The following is an 18,943-nucleotide window of genomic DNA, read 5'->3' on the forward strand; positions in this document are numbered from 1 at the left end:
TGACGCTTGCGCCGTGTATCAGGTACAATTCCCGGCTATTTTTCGGCGGGCCAAGCCTGCAGCCTTTTTGAGTGTTGATCCGTGAGTGATTTGAGTCATATCCGCAATTTCTCCATCATCGCCCACATTGACCATGGCAAGTCGACGCTGGCTGACCGTTTCATCCAGATGTGCGGCGGCCTGGCCGAGCGTGAAATGGAAGCCCAGGTCCTGGACTCCATGGAACTGGAGCGTGAGCGCGGGATCACCATCAAGGCCCACAGCGTCACCCTCTATTACAAGGCCAAAGACGGCATCACCTACCAGCTGAACTTCATTGACACCCCGGGTCACGTCGACTTCACCTACGAAGTCAGCCGTTCCCTGGCCGCGTGTGAAGGCGCGTTGCTGGTGGTCGATGCGGGGCAGGGTGTTGAAGCCCAGTCCGTGGCCAACTGCTACACCGCCATCGAGCAGGGCCTCGAGGTTATGCCGGTGCTGAACAAGATCGACCTGCCACAGGCCGAGCCCGACCGCGTCAAGGACGAGATCGAGAAGATCATCGGCATCGACGCCACCGACGCCGTCACCTGCAGCGCCAAGACCGGCCTGGGTGTCGACGAGGTTCTGGAGCGTCTGGTTACCACCATTCCTGCGCCGACCGGCAACATCGAAGATCCGCTGCAAGCGTTGATCATCGACTCCTGGTTCGACAACTACCTGGGCGTTGTCTCCCTGGTACGCGTGCGTCACGGCCGCGTGAAGAAGGGCGACAAGATCCTCGTCAAGTCCACCGGCAAGGTGCATCTGGTCGACAGCGTTGGCGTGTTCAACCCGAAGCACACCGCCACCGCTGACCTGAAAGCCGGCGAAGTGGGCTTCATCATCGCCAGCATCAAGGACATTCACGGTGCGCCGGTCGGTGACACCCTGACCCTGAGCTCCACTCCGGACGTTCCGGTGCTGCCAGGCTTCAAACGCATCCAGCCGCAGGTTTACGCCGGTCTGTTCCCGGTCAGCTCCGACGACTTCGAGGACTTCCGCGAAGCGCTGCAGAAACTGACCCTGAACGACTCGTCGCTGCAATACACCCCGGAAAGCTCCGACGCACTGGGCTTCGGCTTCCGTTGCGGCTTCCTCGGCATGCTGCACATGGAGATCATCCAGGAGCGCCTGGAGCGCGAATACGACCTGGACCTGATCACCACGGCGCCAACCGTAATCTTCGAGCTGGTGCTGAAAACCGGTGAAACGATTTACGTCGACAACCCGTCAAAGCTGCCGGATGTCTCGTCGATCGAAGACATGCGCGAGCCGATCGTGCGCGCCAACATCCTGGTACCGCAGGAGCACCTGGGCAACGTCATCACCCTGTGCATCGAAAAACGCGGCGTGCAGGTGGATATGCTGTTCCTCGGCAATCAGGTGCAGGTGACCTACGACCTGCCGATGAACGAAGTGGTCCTGGACTTCTTCGATCGTCTGAAATCCACCAGCCGCGGCTATGCTTCGCTGGACTACCATTTCGATCGCTACCAATCGGCTAATCTGGTGAAACTGGACGTGCTGATCAACGGCGACAAGGTCGACGCTCTGGCGCTGATCGTGCACCGTGACAATTCGCACTTCAAAGGTCGCCAGTTGACCGAGAAGATGAAAGAACTGATTCCTCGTCAGATGTTCGACGTGGCCATCCAGGCTGCCATTGGCGGTCAGATCGTCGCCCGGACAACCGTCAAGGCGCTCAGAAAGAACGTATTGGCCAAGTGCTACGGCGGCGACGTCAGCCGTAAGAAAAAACTGCTTGAGAAGCAGAAGGCCGGTAAGAAACGCATGAAACAGGTCGGCAACGTGGAAATCCCACAAGAAGCCTTCCTCGCCGTGCTCAGGTTGGAATAGTCAGGTCCTATGTCACTAAATTTCCCGCTGTTGCTGGTCATTGCCGTGTTCGTCTGCGGTCTGTTGGCGTTGCTCGATCTGTTGATCCTGGCACCGCGTCGGCGTGCTGCCATCGCCTCCTATCAGGGCAGCGTCAGCCAGCCTGATGTGATGGTGGTCGAGAAGCTGAACAAGGAACCGCTGCTGGTCGAGTACGGCAAGTCGTTCTTCCCGGTGCTGTTCATCGTGCTGGTGCTGCGTTCGTTTCTGGTGGAGCCGTTCCAGATTCCGTCCGGCTCGATGAAACCGACCCTGGACGTCGGCGACTTCATTCTGGTGAACAAGTTTTCCTACGGGATCCGTTTGCCGGTGATCGACAAGAAGATCATCGAAGTCGGTGATCCGCAGCGCGGCGATGTGATGGTATTCCGCTACCCGAGCGATCCGAACGTCAACTACATCAAGCGTGTCGTCGGCCTGCCGGGCGACACCGTGCGGTACACCGCCGACAAGCGTCTGTTCGTCAATGGCGAGTCGATTGCCGAGCAAATGGTCGGCTCCGAGCCGGGCACCCTCGGCAGTGCGGAACTCTACAAGGAAAAACTCGGCGCCGCCGAGCACCTGATCCGCAAGGAAATGAGCCGCTACCGCGCTACGCCGGACCATAGCTGGACCGTGCCGGCCGGACACTACTTCATGATGGGCGACAACCGCGACAACTCGAACGACAGTCGCTACTGGGATGATCCAAACATTCCCAAGGATCTGCTGGGCATGGTTCCCGACCAGAACATCGTCGGCAAAGCCTTCGCGGTCTGGATGAGCTGGCCGGAACCGAAACTCAGCCACCTGCCGAACTTCTCGCGGGTCGGCCTGATCAAGTAAACAAACACGGCGCTGTTGACCACAGCGCCGAATGCATTTCTGGCGTCGGCACAACCGGCTCCAGGGCATGAAGCCACGATATTCAGGACGTCATTTTTGAACACAGCGTTAATTGTCCCAGGCCTGCGCCGTATCCCGGCGATGGCGGTGGAATCCAGCCACGAACTCAGCGTGGGTAAACCGTGAGCGTTTCTCTAAGCCGTCTCGAGCGCCAGCTCGGTTACACCTTCAAGGACCAGGAACTGATGGTCCTGGCCCTCACGCACCGCAGCTTTGCCGGACGCAACAACGAGCGTCTGGAATTCCTCGGCGATGCGATCCTCAACTTTGTTGCCGGCGAAGCCCTGTTCGACCGTTTCCCGCTGGCTCGCGAAGGCCAGTTGTCGCGTTTGCGCGCACGGCTGGTAAAAGGTGAGACGCTGGCGGTGCTGGCCCGCGGTTTCGATCTGGGCGATTACCTGCGTCTGGGTTCCGGCGAGTTGAAGAGTGGCGGTTTCCGTCGCGAGTCGATTCTGGCCGACGCCCTGGAAGCACTGATCGGTGCAATCTACCTCGACGCCGGCATGGAAGTCGCCCGCGAGCGCGTACTGGCCTGGCTGGCCGGTGAGTTCGAAGGCCTGACGCTGGTCGATACCAACAAGGATCCGAAGACTCGCCTGCAGGAATTCCTGCAATCGCGCGGCTGTGAACTGCCGCGCTATGAAGTGGTGGATATACAGGGCGAGCCGCACTGCCGTACCTTCTTCGTCGAGTGCGAAGTTGTCCTATTGAATGAAAAAAGCCGAGGTCAGGGTGTGAGCCGTCGTATTGCCGAACAGGTAGCGGCCGCCGCAGCACTGATTGCCCTGGGTGTGGAGAATGGCAATGACTGATACAAACGCAACGCGCTGTGGCTATGTTGCCATCGTCGGCCGTCCCAACGTGGGCAAGTCCACGCTGCTGAACCACATCCTCGGCCAGAAGCTGGCAATCACCTCGCGCAAGCCGCAGACCACTCGCCACAACATGCTCGGGATCAAGACCGAGGGCGACGTGCAGGCGATCTACGTCGACACCCCCGGCATGCACAAGGGTGGCGAAAAGGCCCTGAACCGCTACATGAACAAGACCGCTTCGGCGGCGTTGAAAGACGTCGACGTGGTGATCTTCGTAGTCGATCGCACCAAGTGGACCGAAGAAGACCAGATGGTTCTGGAGCGCGTGCAGTACGTGACCGGCCCGTTGATCGTCGCGCTGAACAAGACCGACCGCATCGAAGACAAGGCCGAGCTGATGCCGCATCTGTCGTGGTTGCAGGAACAGCTGCCGAACGCGCAGATCATTCCGATTTCGGCGCAACAAGGGCATAACCTCGATGCGCTGGAAAAGGTCATCGCCGACCATCTGCCGGAGAACGATCACTTCTTCCCGGAAGACCAGATCACCGACCGCAGCAGCCGCTTCCTCGCCGCCGAACTGGTGCGCGAGAAGATCATGCGCCAGCTCGGTGCCGAGCTGCCGTACCAGATCACCGTGGAAATCGAAGAGTTCAAGCAGCAGGGCGCGACGCTGCACATCCATGCGTTGATTCTCGTCGAGCGTGACGGCCAGAAGAAAATCATCATTGGCGACAAGGGCGAGCGTATCAAGCGCATCGGCACCGAGGCGCGCAAGGACATGGAGTTGCTGTTCGACTCCAAGATCATGCTCAACCTGTGGGTCAAGGTGAAGGGCGGCTGGTCCGACGACGAGCGTGCGCTGCGTTCGCTGGGTTACGGCGACCTGTAAAGCAATACATCGATCCATTGTGGGAGCGAGCTTGCTCGCGAAGACGATGTAACATTCGGCATAGATGTTGACTGTTGCACCGCTTTCGCGAGCAAGCTCGCTCCCACACTGGTTTTGGGTGATGAGTAAACCGCGTTTCCCTCAACGAGAAGTCCATGTCTCAAGCGCCTCCCGCCCAACCCGCCTACGTCCTGCACTCCCGCGCCTACCGCGAAACCAGCGCCTTGGTGGACTTCCTCACGCCGCAAGGTCGGCTGCGGGCGGTATTGCGCAGTGCGCGGGGCAAGGCCGGAACACTGGCGCGGCCGTTCGTGCCGCTGGAAGTGGAGTTTCGCGGCAAGGGTGAGTTGAAGAACGTCGGGCGGATGGAAAGTGTCGGCAACGCAACGTGGATGGTCGGCGAGGCGTTATTCAGCGGCCTGTATCTCAACGAATTGTTGATTCGCCTGCTGCCCGCCGAAGACCCGCACCCGGCGGTGTTCGATCATTACGCTGCTACCTTGCTGGCTTTAGCTGAAGGCCGGCCACTGGAGCCACTGCTGCGATCCTTCGAATGGCGGCTGCTCGACGACCTTGGTTACGGTTTTTCCCTGAACACCGACATCAACGACCAACCCATCGCTGCGGATGGTCTCTACCGTTTGCAGGTGGATGCCGGACTCGAACGGGTCTATCTGCTGCAACCCGGCCTGTTCAACGGCACTGAACTGCTGGCCATGGCCGAGGCCGACTGGTCGGCCCCCGGCGCGTTGTCCGCCGCCAAACGCTTGATGCGACAAGCGCTGGCCGTGCATCTGGGCGGTCGTCCTCTCGTCAGTCGCGAGCTGTTTCGCAAGCCCTGATATGCTGTGCGCCGAATCTTTCCATTCAGGAGCGCATCCGTGACCACCAGCAATCGCATTCTTCTTGGCGTGAACATCGACCACGTCGCCACCCTGCGTCAGGCCCGTGGTACGCGCTACCCGGATCCGGTCAAGGCTGCGCTGGACGCGGAAGAGGCGGGCGCCGACGGCATCACCGTGCACCTGCGCGAAGACCGTCGACACATTCAGGAGCGCGACGTCCTGCTGCTCAAGGACGTGCTGCAAACCCGCATGAACTTCGAAATGGGCGTCACCGAAGAAATGATGGCGTTCGCCGAACGCATTCGTCCGGCGCACATCTGCCTGGTGCCGGAAACTCGTCAGGAACTGACCACCGAAGGTGGTCTGGATGTGGCGGGGCAGGAGGAGCGAATCAGAGCGGCGGTCGAGCGTCTGTCGAAGATCGGCAGCGAAGTGTCGCTGTTCATCGACGCCGACGAGCGGCAGATCGCGGCGTCGAAGCGTGTCGGCGCACCGGCCATCGAACTGCACACCGGGCGGTATGCCGATGCTGAAACGCCAAGCGAGGTGGCGCAAGAACTCAAGCGTGTGGCGGATGGCGTGGCGTTCGGTCTGGCCCAGGGCCTGATCGTCAATGCCGGCCATGGCCTGCACTATCACAACGTCGAGGCCGTGGCCGCGATCAAGGGCATCAACGAGCTGAACATCGGCCATGCGTTGGTGGCACACGCGTTGTTCGTCGGCTTCAAGTCGGCGGTGTCGGAGATGAAAGCGCTGATTGTGGCGGCTGCCAAACACTAAGTATCAACATCCTGTGGGAGCAAACTTGCTCCCACATTTGTTTTGGGGATGGGTTAAAGCGGAGCGGGCTCTTGAGCGGGCTTCGACTTGTCGATCCCCGGCACATGCAGGTTGCCTTCGGCCACTTGATCGCCTTCAAGCTGCGGCTGGGTCACCCAGGTGAGGATGTCGTAGTAGCGTCGGATGTTCGCCACGAAATGTACCGGTTCGCCGCCCCGGGCGTAGCCGTAGCGGGTCTTGCTGTACCACTGTTTCTGCGACAGACGCGGCAGGATCTTTTTCACATCCAGCCACTTGTCCGGGTTCAACCCTTCCTTGGCCGCCAGTTTGCGCGCGTCATCCAGATGACCGCTGCCAACGTTGTAGGCCGCGAGGGCAAACCAGGTGCGATCCGGCTCCTGGATCGACTCGTCGAGCTGATCCTTCATGTAGGCCAGGTACTTGGCGCCACCCATGATGCTCTGCTTCGGATCGAGGCGGTTGGATACGCCCATGGCCTGGGCGGTGTTCTGGGTCAGCATCATCAGGCCGCGCACGCCGGTCTTCGACGTGACCGCCGGTTGCCACAGCGATTCCTGGTAACCGATGGCCGCGAGCAGGCGCCAGTCGACTTTTTCTTTCTTGGCGTAGGCCTTGAAGTGCTGTTCGTATTTGGGCAGCCGCTGCTGCAAATGTTGGGCGAAGGTGGTGGCACCCATGTAGCCGAGGACGTCGACGTGCCCGTAATAACGGTCTTTCAGACGTTGCAGGGTGCCGTTCTTCTGCACCTTGTCCAGATAACTGTTGATCTCGTTGAGCAGGCTGTTGTCTTCACCAGCAGCCACGGCCCAGCTCTGGCTGCGGGCGTCGCCGAGGTCGAAGGCCACGCGGATATTGGTGAAGTACACCTGGTTCATCGCCACTTCGTTGGAATCGACCAGGGTCAGGTCGATCTGACCTTCATCGACCATGCGCAGCAGGTCGACCACTTCAACGGCGTCGGATTCTTCGTATTGAATGGCAGGATATTTCTGTTTCAGCTCCGCCAGTTGTTCGGCGTGGGTGCTGCCCTTGAGCACCATGATCTTCTTGCCTACCAGATCGCTGGCGTCGGTGGGGCGCGACTGGCCGTTGCGGTAGATGATCTGCGGAGTGACTTCGAGGTAGGAGCGGGAGAAACGCACCTGTTTCTTGCGCTGTTCGCTGCTGACCAGACCGGCGGCCGCCAGCACCGGGCCGTTCGGCTTGCCGATCTGGTTGAACAGGTCGTCGAGGTTGTCGGCGGTTTCGATTTTAAGCTCTACCCCCAAATCGTCGGCGAAGCGCTTCACCAGCTCGTATTCGAAGCCGGTTTCACCGCTGCGATCCTGAAAGTAGGTGGCGGGGCTGTTTCGGGTGACCACCCGCAGCACGCCATCCTCCTTTACGCGCTCGAGTGTGTTGGGTTTATCAACACAGCCACTGAGCATCAGGAAGAGTCCGGTAGCGATCAGCCATCTGGCGTACCGCGGACGCAAAGCCGTTGGGGAAAACATGTGCGCAGTATACGCAAAGGACAACGGGCGCCATATCTCGACAGTTGCGGGGTTGTCTGCTAGGGATCACAAAACCGCTCGAAACCCCGCAGGAACGGGCCCGAAAGGCATTTTGTGACAGAAAAAATAACCGGCGTTCCTGCAGCCGTTAAATTTGACCCTCAAGGCAGGAACACCACTCGACATCCGGGTGCAACCGTGCGTAGCGTTTCGGGTGATGTTGAGGGCGGTTTAGGCTAGAATGCACGGCCTCAAAGCACACCCCTTCCCGAGGCTGTCCCGAAGATGTTGATCCTGCGCGGCGCTCCTGCCCTTTCTGCCTTTCGCCACAGCAAACTCCTTGAGCAACTGAGCCAGAAGGTTCCGGCTGTCAGTGGCTTGTATGCTGAATTCGCTCACTTCGCCGAAGTCACCGGCGTCCTGACCGGCGACGAACAGCAGGTGCTTGCGCGCCTTCTGAAGTACGGTCCAAGCGTTCCGGTTCAAGAGCCGACCGGTCGTCTGTTCCTGGTGTTGCCGCGTTTCGGCACCATCTCGCCATGGTCGAGCAAGGCCAGCGACATCGCCCGCAACTGCGGCCTGAACAAGATCCAGCGCCTGGAGCGCGGCATTGCGTTCTACGTGGCCGGTCAGTTCAGCGAAACCGACGCGCAGCAGATCGCCGACGTACTGCATGACCGCATGACCCAGATCGTTCTGGGCAACCTCGAACAGGCTGCCGGTCTGTTCAGCCACGCCGAACCGAAGCCGCTGACCGCCATCGATATCCTCGGCGGTGGTCGCGCCGCGCTGGAAAAAGCCAACGTCGAACTGGGTCTGGCCCTGGCCGAAGACGAGATCGACTACCTGGTCAACGCCTTCAACGGTCTCAAGCGCAACCCCCACGACATCGAACTGATGATGTTCGCCCAGGCCAACTCCGAGCACTGCCGCCACAAGATCTTCAACGCCAGTTGGGATATTGACGGCGAGAGCCAGGAAAAAAGCCTGTTCGGCATGATCAAGAACACCTATCAGATGCACAGCGAAGGCGTGCTGTCCGCTTACAAGGACAACGCTTCGGTGATCGTCGGCAACGTCGCCGGCCGCTTCTTCCCGGATCCGGAAACCCGCCAGTACGGCGCGGTGCAGGAGCCGGTGCACATCCTGATGAAGGTCGAAACCCACAACCACCCGACCGCTATCGCTCCGTTCCCGGGCGCGTCCACCGGTTCCGGCGGCGAGATCCGCGACGAAGGTGCAACCGGTCGTGGCGCCAAGCCGAAGGCCGGCCTGACCGGCTTCACCGTGTCGAACCTGCAGATCCCGGGCTTCGAACAGCCGTGGGAAGTGCCGTACGGCAAGCCTGAGCGCATCGTCAACGCGCTGGACATCATGATCGAAGGCCCGCTGGGCGGTGCTGCGTTCAACAACGAATTCGGTCGTCCGGCCCTGACCGGCTACTTCCGTACCTTCGAACAATCGATCACTACCCCGCACGGTGACGAAGTGCGCGGTTACCACAAGCCGATCATGCTCGCTGGCGGCATGGGCAACATCCGTGAAGAGCACGTCAAGAAAGGCGAGATCGTCGTCGGATCCAAGCTGATCGTGCTCGGCGGCCCGGCGATGCTGATCGGTCTGGGCGGCGGCGCTGCCTCCTCCATGGCCACCGGCACCAGCTCGGCGGATCTGGATTTCGCTTCGGTTCAGCGTGAAAACCCTGAAATGGAACGTCGCTGCCAGGAAGTCATCGACCGTTGCTGGCAGCTGGGCGACAAGAACCCGATCAGCTTCATCCACGACGTGGGTGCGGGCGGACTGTCCAACGCCTTCCCGGAGCTGGTCAACGACGGCGACCGCGGTGGCCGTTTCGAACTGCGCAACATTCCAAACGACGAGCCGGGCATGGCCCCGCACGAAATCTGGTCCAACGAATCCCAGGAACGTTACGTTCTGGCAGTCGGCCCGGCCGACTTCGAGCGCTTCAAGGCGATCTGCGAACGCGAGCGTTGCCCGTTTGCCGTCGTCGGTGAAGCCACCGCCGAGCCGCAACTGACCGTGACCGACAGCCACTTCGGCAACAACCCGGTGGACATGCCACTGGAAGTGTTGCTGGGCAAGGCGCCGCGCATGCACCGTTCGGTGGTTCGCGAAGCCGAGCTGGGCGATGACTTCGATCCGTCGAACCTCGACATCGCCGATTCCATCGAGCGCGTCCTGCATCACCCGGCCGTGGCGAGCAAAAGCTTCCTGATCACCATCGGCGACCGCACCATCACCGGCCTCGTGGCCCGTGACCAGATGGTCGGCCCATGGCAGGTTCCGGTGGCTGACGTTGCCGTTACCGCCACCAGTTTCGACTTCTACACCGGTGAAGCGATGGCGATGGGCGAGCGCACTCCGCTGGCGCTGCTGGACGCTCCGGCGTCGGGTCGCATGGCCATCGGCGAAACCCTGACCAACATTGCCGCCTCGCGCATCAACAAGCTCTCCGACATCAAACTGTCGGCGAACTGGATGTCCGCTGCCGGCCACCCGGGTGAAGACGCGCGTCTGTATGACACCGTGAAAGCGGTCGGCATGGAGCTGTGCCCTGAGCTGGGGCTGACCATTCCGGTGGGCAAGGACTCGATGTCCATGGCCACCCGCTGGAACGACAACGGCGAAGACAAGACCGTCACCTCGCCGATGTCCCTGATCGTGACCGGTTTTGCGCCAGTGGCTGACATCCGTCAGACCCTGACTCCGGAACTGCGCATGGACAAGGGCACCACCGACCTGATCCTGATCGACCTCGGTCGCGGCCAGAACCGCATGGGCGCCTCGATCCTCGCTCAGGTTCACGGCAAGCTCGGCAAGCAGGCCCCGGACGTCGACGACGCCGAAGACCTGAAAGCCTTCTTCGCGGTGATCCAGGGCCTCAATGCCGACGGTCACCTGCTGGCATACCACGACCGTTCCGACGGTGGTCTGCTGACCTCCGTGGTGGAAATGGCCTTCGCCGGCCACTGCGGTCTGAGCCTGAACCTCGACAGCGTTGCTGAATCCTCGGCAGAAATCGCCGCCATCCTGTTCAACGAAGAACTGGGTGCCGTGATCCAGGTTCGCCAGGACGCCACTCCGGGCATCCTTGCGCAATTCAGCGCTGCCGGTCTGGGCGAATGCGTTTCCGTGATCGGTCAACCGATCAACAACGGCCAGATCAACATCACCTTCAACGGTGACACCGTGTTCGAAGGCCAGCGTCGTCTGCTGCAACGTCAGTGGGCCGAGACCAGCTACCAGATCCAGCGTCTGCGCGACAACGCCGACTGCGCCGAGCAAGAGTTCGATGCGTTGCTGGAAGAAGACAACCCGGGCCTGAGCGTCAAGCTGAGCTACGACGTCAACCAAGACATCGCCGCGCCTTACATCAAGAAAGGCATCCGCCCACAGGTCGCCGTACTGCGTGAGCAGGGCGTCAACGGTCAGGTGGAAATGGCAGCCGCGTTCGACCGCGCCGGTTTCAACGCGATCGACGTGCACATGAGCGACATTCTGGCCGGCCGCGTCGACCTGAACGAGTTCAAAGGTCTGGTGGCCTGCGGTGGCTTCTCCTACGGCGATGTTCTCGGCGCCGGTGAAGGCTGGGCCAAATCCGCGCTGTTCAACAGCCGTGCCCGCGATGCGTTCCAGGGCTTCTTCGAACGTAACGACAGCTTCACCCTCGGCGTGTGCAACGGTTGCCAGATGATGTCCAACCTGCACGAGCTGATTCCGGGCAGCGAGTTCTGGCCGCACTTCGTGCGCAACCGCTCCGAGCAGTTCGAAGCGCGCGTGGCGATGGTTCAGGTTCAGGAATCGAACTCGATCTTCCTGCAGGGCATGGCCGGTTCGCGCATGCCGATCGCTATCGCTCACGGTGAAGGCCATGCCGAATTCGAAAGCGAAGAGGCACTGCTTGAAGCCGATCTGTCCGGTTGCGTGGCGATGCGTTTCGTCGACAACCACGGCAAGGTCACCGAAGCCTACCCGGCCAACCCGAACGGTTCGCCGCGCGGGATCACCGGCCTCACCAGCCGCGACGGTCGCGTGACGATCATGATGCCGCACCCGGAGCGTGTGTTCCGCGCCGTGCAGAACTCGTGGCGTTCGGAAGACTGGAACGAAGACGCTCCTTGGATGCGCATGTTCCGTAACGCTCGTGTGTGGGTGAACTAAGCGCTGTGTACAAGCTTGCGTTTTTTGTTCCCGACAGCCATGTCGAGGTGGTCAAGGACGCCGTATTCGCGGCCGGTGGCGGGCGGATCGGTGACTATGACCACTGTGCCTGGCAGGTGCTTGGATCTGGTCAGTTTCGGCCTCTGGACGGCAGTCAGCCGTTCATTGGCGAGGCGGGGCAGGTTGAGCGGGTCGAGGAGTGGAAGGTTGAGCTTGTTGTTGGCGATGAGTTGATTCACTCGGTAGTGGCGGCTCTTAAGTTGAGCCATCCCTACGAGACGCCGGCTTATGAAGTGTGGCGACTGGAGGATTTTTGATCCTCCTTGGCTGCTGAAACGGGAAACCCGCTGAGAGTGATTTCAGCGGGTTTTTTGGTTTTTTTGGGGGGATTGAGTGAATATCCGTTTCTTCGGGTGTTGCTGCTGGCGGTTTCGCCCTTACGGCGAGTCACTTTTTTCAAACGCCAAAAAAGTAACCAAAAACGCTGGGCCCCTGCGTTCGGCGCCTCGCTGTGGCTCGGCGTTCCTTCGTTCCGGGATTCATCCGGGGGCATCGCCTACGGTTTGCTTCGCTGCACCTCCTCTCGATGCATGCGGCTGCGCCGCACGGTCGCTGCGCTCCCACCCCCGGATAAATCCCTCCACTCAGCCTGCCGATGGGGCCAAAAGATCAAGAGCCTTACTCGAGCTAACGCTCATCGTGTTGAGTGGTGGACCTAAACCTTCGCACTCACCTCACTCCGATTAACCAACCCCTCCAGCGCCGCACTCAAACTCTGCGCCCGCTCGCCCACCAGCAAGTGCCATACGCCATCTTCCAGTGCGCTCACACCCAGACATCCAAGCTCTTTCAATCGGCTTTCCGACAGCGCCTTGCCATCGGCCAGTTGCAGGCGAATCCGGCTCATGGCGATGCAGTCCAGTTGCAGCACGTTGTCGCTGCCGCCCAGAGCAGTCAGCCATTGCTGGGCCTGGGGTGTGGAGACTGTGACGGGCTCGCTGGTTTCAACGACGTCGACAGGGGCAGCCATTACGGTTCGGCCCAATGCGGGCATTGCCAGGCGGATTTCGTCGGCAATGCTGTCGGCCATCGGCCCGACAACCACCTGCAAGCTCCCGCCCTTGCCCGGACGCACAACGGCCATCGCGCCCAGCGCTTTCAGATCGGCGTCCGAGGCTTTGTTGCGATCCACCATTTCCAGGCGCAGCCGCGTGGTGCATGCGCCGACAGTCACCAGATTCTCCGCGCCACCGAGTGCCTTGATGTAAGCGCCGGCGCGTTCGTTTTCGGTCAGGACCGCTTTGTCTGCGGTGGCGACGTCTTCGCGTCCCGGGGTTTTCAGGTTGAAGCGGCGAATGCAGACGTCGAACACCGCGTAGTACATGACCGCATAAACCAGGCCCACCGGCACCACCAGCCAGCCGTTGGTCGAGCGTCCCCAGCCCAGCACCATGTCGATGAAACCGCCGGAGAAGGTGAAGCCCAAGTGGATGTTCAGCGCATTGGTGATTGCCATCGACAGGCCGGTCAGCAGCGCATGCAGCAGAAACAGCAGTGGTGCGAGGAACATGAAGGCGAATTCGATGGGTTCGGTGACGCCGGTGAGGAACGCGGTCAGGGCCATCGACAGGAAGATCCCGCCCATGACTTTGCGCCGCTCCGGCAGGGCGTTGCGGTACATCGCCAGGCAGGCGGCGGGGAGGCCGAAGATCATGACCGGGAACATGCCGGTCATGAACTGGCCGCCTTTCGGGTCGCCGGCGAAATAGCGGGACAAGTCACCGGTGACCAGTGCGCCGGTGGTCGGGTCGGTAAAGTTGCCGAACACGAACCACGCCATGTTGTTGAGGATATGGTGCAGGCCGGTGACGATCAGCAGGCGGTTGAACACGCCAAAGACGAAGGCGCCGAAGCTGCCGCTTTCCATCAGCAGGGTGCCGAAGCTGTTGATGCCGTGCTGGATCGGCGGCCAGATGTAGCCGAACAGCACGCCCAGGCCGACCGCGCTGAAACCGGTGACGATGGGGACGAAGCGCCGGCCGCCGAAGAACGCCAGGTACTCCGGCAGCTTGATGTCCTTGAAACGGTTGTACAGCGCGCCGGCCATCAGGCCGCTGACGATCCCGGCGAGCATGCCCATGTTGATGCTCGCGTCGAGCACCTTGAGGGTGGAGATCATCACCAAGTAACCGATCACCCCGGCGAGGCCGGCGGTGCCGTTGTTGTCCTTGGCAAACCCGACCGCGATGCCGATGGCGAAGATCATCGCCAGGTTGGCGAAGATCACCTGACCGGCGTCGTGGATGATCGCGATGTTCAGGAGGTCGGTGTCGCCCAGGCGCAGCAGCAGGCCGGCAATCGGCAGGATCGCGATCGGCAGCATCAGCGCTCGGCCGAGGCGTTGCAGGCCTTCGATGAAGAGTTGGTACATGGCGTTTGTCCTTGTTGTTTTTGTTAGCGCAGAGGCCAGTGTTGATGACAGGCATGCCGCACCGCGGCGGCGCTGCTCAGCTTGAGCAAGTCCCGGGCGAGGCGTTGGCATTCGGCTTCGTGCAGCTGGCGCACGCGGTCCTTGATTTCGCCGATCTGGACCGGGCTCACCGACAGTTCGGTCACGCCCAGGCCGATCAACACCGGCGTCGCCAGCGGATCCGAGGCGAGGGCGCCGCACACGCCGACCCAGCGTTTATGCAGCGCCGCGCCGTCGCAGGTCATGGCGATCAGGCGCAGCAGCGCCGGGTGCAAGGCATCGACCCGTGCGGCGAGGCCGGCGTGGTCGCGGTCCATGGCCAGGGTGTATTGCGACAGGTCGTTGGTGCCGATGGACAGGAAGTCCGCGTGCTCGGCCAGTTGTTCAGCCTGCAGCGCAGCGGCCGGAACTTCGATCATCACGCCGATTTCCGGACGTTGATTGATGCCCAGCTCCAGACACAGCGCATCGACCCGCTGGCGGATGTGCAGCAGTTCGTCGACTTCGGTCACCATCGGCAACAGGATCCGGCAGCGCTGCAACGGGCTGACTTGCAGCAGGGCGCGCAGTTGCTGATCGAGGATTTCCGGGCGGGCCTGGGCCAGACGAATACCGCGCAGACCGAGCACCGGGTTGGCTTCGACCGGCAGTGGCAGGTAGTCGAGTTGTTTGTCGCCGCCGACGTCGATGGTGCGGATGATTACCGACTTGTCGCCCATGGCATCGATCACGGCTTGATAGGCGGCGCGTTGCTCTTCTACATCCGGTGCGGTGTGGCGGTCGACGAACAGGAACTCGGTACGCAGCAGGCCGACGCCATCGGCGCCGTTGGCAAATGCATCCGCCGCTTCATGGCTGGAGGCGACGTTGGCGACCACTTCGATAGCGACGCCGTTGCGGGTTTCGGCGGGCAGATGGGCTTTGGCTTGCTGGGCATTGCGCCGTTGCTGTCGGTCGATTTGCGCTTGTTGGACCTCGGCCAGACGCTCGGCATTCGGCGTCAGTTCGAGGCGACCGCCGTCGGCGTCGAGGACCACCGATTGGCCTTGTGCTTGGTCGAGCAGCGCCGAGCCCAGTGCAACCATGCACGGCAGGCCTTTGCCTCGGGCCAGAATCGCCACGTGGGAAGTCGCACCACCTTCAGCCATGCACAAGCCCGCTACACCTTGCGCGCTCAGTTGCAGCAAGTCCGACGGCGTCAGTTCGTGGGCGGCGACAATGGCGCCGGCCGGCACGTCGTAGTGCCAGGCTTCGCCAAGCAGCGCGCGCAGCACCCGTTGCCTGAGGTCGCGCAGATCGTTGGCGCGCTCGGCCAGCAGCGGGCTGCCGGTGTTTTGCAGTACCTCGCATTGCGCATCGATGGATTGGCTCCAGGCGTGGGTCGCCGCCGTGCCGGTTTCAATTGATTGCTGGGCAGCGTCGAGCAGGGCCGGGTCTTCCAGCAAGGCCAGGTGCGCGGCGAAAATCGCTTCTTCGTCGGCATTACGCTGTTTTTTCGCCTGGGCGAGGGTGCTGTTGATTTCGCTGCGAACCTGATTCAGCGCGGTGTCGAGAATCTGCAACTGTTGCTCGGGCTGATGATTGCCACTGTCGGCTGGCAGGCTGATTGCGTTCAAGCGAAACAGCGACCCGCCGACCAGGCCCGGTGCGGCGCAAACACCGTGCAACACGCCAGCCTCGGCCGGACGATTACGTGGGGCGGAGGCAACCGGCGCGGCGGCATGATGATCTTCGGGCAGGGCGGTGGCCAATGCGGTAAGCAAGGCTTGCAACGCCGCCTGTGCGTCGGGGCCCTGGCAACTGACCTGCACTTCGTCCTGCTCGCCAATCGCCAGGCCCATCAAACCGATGAGGCTGTTGCACGGCGCCGATTTGCCGGCGAAATGCAGCTGCGACTGGCTCTTGAAACCTTGCGCTGTCTGGCGGATCAACGCCGCCGGGCGTGCATGCAGACCACCGCGATGGGCGATCCGCACGTGACCGTGAACTACCGGACCGCCAGGTTCTTCGATGTTCGCCGCAACGCTGCGACGAGCGACGATGTGCAGCAGAGGTTCACCGACCTTCACCGTTTTCAGCGTAATGGGGCGCGCCTGGAAATCCTGGCTGTTGGTCAGGATCAACAGGCTGACCAGGCTTTTGCACTGGCGGCCGACCTTGTCCAGGTCATAGCGCAACAACGGCTGGCCACTGCTGACCCGCGCGCCTTCCTTGACCAGCATCGAGAACCCTTCGCCCTGCAACTCCACCGTGTCCAGGCCGAGGTGCAACAACAGCTCGGCGCCGTTGTCAGCGCGCACGGTCAGTGCGTGGCCGGTGCGGGCGACGTGGATCACCACGCCGGCGCAGGGCGAATACAAGGTATCGTTCAGCGGATCGATGGCAATGCCGTCGCCCATCGCGCCGCTGGCGAACACCGCGTCCGGGACTTTGGCGAGCGTGAGCACCGGGCCGCTGAGCGGGGCGCTTAAAGTCAGCTCTTTATTGTTGTTGTGCATGGCTCGGTCTCATCAGGAAAACGTTCGGTTCGGACTCAGTGCGTGCGGGTGACTTTGCTCAGGTGTCGCGGCTGATCCGGGTCCATGCCACGGGCCACGGCCAGACCGGCCGCCATCACGTAGAAACTCTGGATCGCCAGGATCGGATCGAGCGCCGGGTGCTCGGCACGGCTCAAGGTCAGGTCGCGTTCGCTGACATCATCCGGCGCGGCCAGCAGCACGCGGGCACCGCGCTGGCGCATTTCGGCCGCCAGGCTCAGCAGGCCGGCCTGTTCGGCACCGCGGGGGCGAACACCAGCAGCGGGTAATGTTCGTCGATCAGGGCCATCGGGCCGTGACGGACTTCGGCGCTGCTGAAGGCTTCGGCCTGGATCGCCGAGGTTTCCTTGAATTTCAGTGCGGCTTCCTGAGCGATGGCGAAACCGGCGCCACGGCCGATCACCATCAACCGCTCGCAATCGCGCAGGGCGTCGATGGCCAGGCTCCAGTCCTGTTGCGCGGCTTCGCGCAGGCCTTCGGGCAGGGCGTTGTGTGCTTCCAGCAATTCGCTGTCTTCTTTCCAGTGCGCGATCAGACGGGCGCTGGCGCTGAGGGTAGCGATGAAGCTCTTGGTCGCGGCGACGCTGCTTTCGGTGCCGGCCAGTAACGGCAGGCTGAATTCACAGGCAGCTTCCAGCGGCGAATCGGCGGCGTTGACCATCGACACGCTCAGGGCACCGCGCTTGCGCAGCAGGCGCAGGCTGTTGACCAGGTCCGGGCTCTGGCCCGACTGGGAAAACGCGAACGCGACCTGACCGCTGACCTTCAGCGGCGCCTGCTGCATGGTCACCACCGACATCGGCAGCGACGCCACCGGAATCCCCAGTTGCTGCATGGTCAGGTAGGCGAAGTAGCTCGCTGCATGGTCGGAGCTGCCACGGGCAACGGTCATCGCCACTTGCGGCGGCTGACGACGCAGGCGCCCGGCGATCTCGATCATGTGCGGATCGAGTTGTTGCAGTTGGGCTTGCACGGCCTCGAACGAGGACAGCGCCTCCTCAAGCATTTTTGAAGTCAATGTCTTCTCCTTCGACCATGACGGCGGTCAGTGTGAGTGAGCGATCCAGCCGCACGCAGTCGGCCCAGGCGCCGGGTTGCAGGCGTCCGCGTTCGGTAATGCCGAGGTAGTCGGCGGGGAATTGCGAAAGACGTTGCGAGGCCTCGGCGATCGGCAGACCGATCTTCACCAGATTGCGCAGGGCCTGATCCATGGTCAGGGTGCTGCCGGCCAAGGTGCCGTCGGGCAGGCGCACGCCGCCCAGGCATTTGGTGACGGTGTGGCTGCCGAGCTTGTACTCGCCGTCGGGCATGCCGGCGGCGGCGGTCGAATCGGTCACGCAGTACAGGCACGGAATCGAGCGCAGGGCGACGCGGATCGCGCCGGGGTGTACGTGCAGCAAGTCCGGAATCAGTTCGGCGAATTTGGCGTGGGCCAGTGCCGCGCCGACGATGCCCGGCTCGCGGTGGTGCAGCGGGCTCATGGCGTTGTACAAATGCGTGAAGCTGGTGGCGCCGGCTTCGAGCGCGGCGACGCCTTCCTCGTAACTGCCGAGGGTGTGGCCGATCTGCATGCGGATGCCACGGCTGCTCAACTCACGAATCAAACCGTCATGGCCGGCGATTTCCGGGGCGATAGTGATCACCCGAATCGGCGCGAGTGCCAGATACTCTTCAACTTCGGCCATCAACGCGGTGTGGGCGAAGTTCGGTTGGGCGCCGAGTTTGCCGGGATTGATGTACGGCCCTTCGAGGTGAACGCCGAGCACCCGTGCGGCACCTGTCGGACGCTGCTCGCAGAATTCGCCGACTTCCTTGAGCACGCTGGCAATCTCGACACTCGGCGCGGTCATGGTAGTGGCCAACAGCGAGGTGGTACCGAAGCGCACGTGGGTCCTGGTGATGGTTTCGAACGCGCCGGCACCTTCCATGATGTCCTTGCCGCCACCGCCGTGGACGTGCAGATCGATGAAACCCGGCAGCAGATACGGCAAGTCATTGGTCGCCGGATCGCAAGGTTCGCCTTCGATCGACACGACTCTGCCGTGTTCGTGGATCAGCCGGCCGCGAACCCAGCCGTCAGCGGTGAGGATGTTGTCTTCAGACATT

The 18,943-nt window shown here is 61.9% G+C and carries 12 protein-coding genes and 1 pseudogene; 8 read left to right on the plus strand and 5 right to left on the minus strand.

Annotation, left to right across the window (positions count from 1 at the left end; all coding sequences use genetic code 11):
• Positions 1-81: 81 nt before the first annotated feature.
• The 6 genes from lepA (at position 82) to pdxJ (ending at position 6,134) form a co-directional block, all read left to right on the plus strand.
• Positions 82-1,878 (plus strand): translation elongation factor 4, encoded by a 1,797-nt coding sequence (gene lepA, locus I5961_RS05050; RefSeq protein WP_085697245.1) that lies wholly within the window; start codon positions 82-84, stop codon positions 1,876-1,878.
• Between the two features lie 9 nt (positions 1,879-1,887).
• Positions 1,888-2,742 (plus strand): signal peptidase I, encoded by an 855-nt coding sequence (gene lepB, locus I5961_RS05055; protein WP_085697246.1) that lies wholly within the window; start codon positions 1,888-1,890, stop codon positions 2,740-2,742.
• A 182-nt stretch (positions 2,743-2,924) separates the two neighbouring features.
• Positions 2,925-3,614, plus strand: coding sequence for a ribonuclease III (gene rnc / locus I5961_RS05060; protein WP_011332589.1), 690 nt, complete (start codon positions 2,925-2,927; stop codon positions 3,612-3,614).
• Entirely contained in the window at positions 3,607-4,509 is a 903-nt protein-coding gene (era, locus tag I5961_RS05065) for a GTPase Era (RefSeq protein WP_011332590.1), read from the plus strand. Before rnc ends, era begins: the two co-directional genes overlap by 8 nt.
• A gap of 155 nt (positions 4,510-4,664) precedes the next feature.
• Entirely contained in the window at positions 4,665-5,351 is a 687-nt protein-coding gene (gene recO, locus I5961_RS05070) for a DNA repair protein RecO (protein ID WP_085702536.1), read from the plus strand.
• Between the two features lie 39 nt (positions 5,352-5,390).
• Complete coding sequence (gene pdxJ / locus I5961_RS05075; protein WP_227234539.1) at positions 5,391-6,134, plus strand: pyridoxine 5'-phosphate synthase; 744 nt, start codon at positions 5,391-5,393, stop codon at positions 6,132-6,134.
• Between the two features lie 53 nt (positions 6,135-6,187).
• On the opposite strand, the gene mltF is transcribed toward pdxJ, so the two are convergent.
• Complete coding sequence (gene mltF / locus I5961_RS05080) at positions 6,188-7,648, minus strand: membrane-bound lytic murein transglycosylase MltF (RefSeq protein ID WP_227234540.1); 1,461 nt, start codon at positions 7,646-7,648, stop codon at positions 6,188-6,190.
• Between the two features lie 285 nt (positions 7,649-7,933).
• On the opposite strand from mltF, the gene purL reads away from it, so the two are divergent.
• Positions 7,934-11,830, plus strand: coding sequence for a phosphoribosylformylglycinamidine synthase (gene purL / locus I5961_RS05085; protein ID WP_227234542.1), 3,897 nt, complete (start codon positions 7,934-7,936; stop codon positions 11,828-11,830).
• Positions 11,831-11,835: 5 nt separating this feature from the next.
• Positions 11,836-12,147, plus strand: coding sequence for a YqfO family protein (locus I5961_RS05090; protein WP_085697250.1), 312 nt, complete (start codon positions 11,836-11,838; stop codon positions 12,145-12,147).
• A gap of 398 nt (positions 12,148-12,545) precedes the next feature.
• Here the strand turns inward: I5961_RS05090 and nagE are convergent, their stop codons facing one another.
• From nagE to nagA, 4 genes and pseudogenes are all read right to left on the minus strand, one after another.
• Positions 12,546-14,261 carry an N-acetylglucosamine-specific PTS transporter subunit IIBC gene (gene nagE / locus I5961_RS05095; RefSeq protein WP_227234543.1) on the minus strand — a complete coding sequence of 572 codons (1,716 nt, stop codon included), beginning with the start codon at positions 14,259-14,261 and terminating at the stop codon, positions 12,546-12,548.
• A 23-nt stretch (positions 14,262-14,284) separates the two neighbouring features.
• A complete protein-coding gene (gene ptsP, locus I5961_RS05100) occupies positions 14,285-16,798 on the minus strand; it encodes a phosphoenolpyruvate--protein phosphotransferase (protein WP_227234545.1) in 2,514 nt (837 codons plus the stop codon).
• Between the two features lie 35 nt (positions 16,799-16,833).
• Positions 16,834-17,843 (minus strand): annotated as a pseudogene (locus I5961_RS05105) (SIS domain-containing protein).
• Positions 17,836-18,942: an N-acetylglucosamine-6-phosphate deacetylase gene (nagA, locus tag I5961_RS05110; RefSeq protein WP_227234546.1), complete on the minus strand. Its 1,107-nt coding sequence runs from the start codon at positions 18,940-18,942 to the stop codon at positions 17,836-17,838. Before nagA ends, I5961_RS05105 begins: the two are co-directional and overlap by 8 nt.
• Position 18,943 lies beyond the last annotated feature (1 nt).

It is taken from the genome of Pseudomonas sp. IAC-BECa141, from assembly GCF_020544405.1.
Lineage (GTDB): Bacteria > Pseudomonadota > Gammaproteobacteria > Pseudomonadales > Pseudomonadaceae > Aquipseudomonas.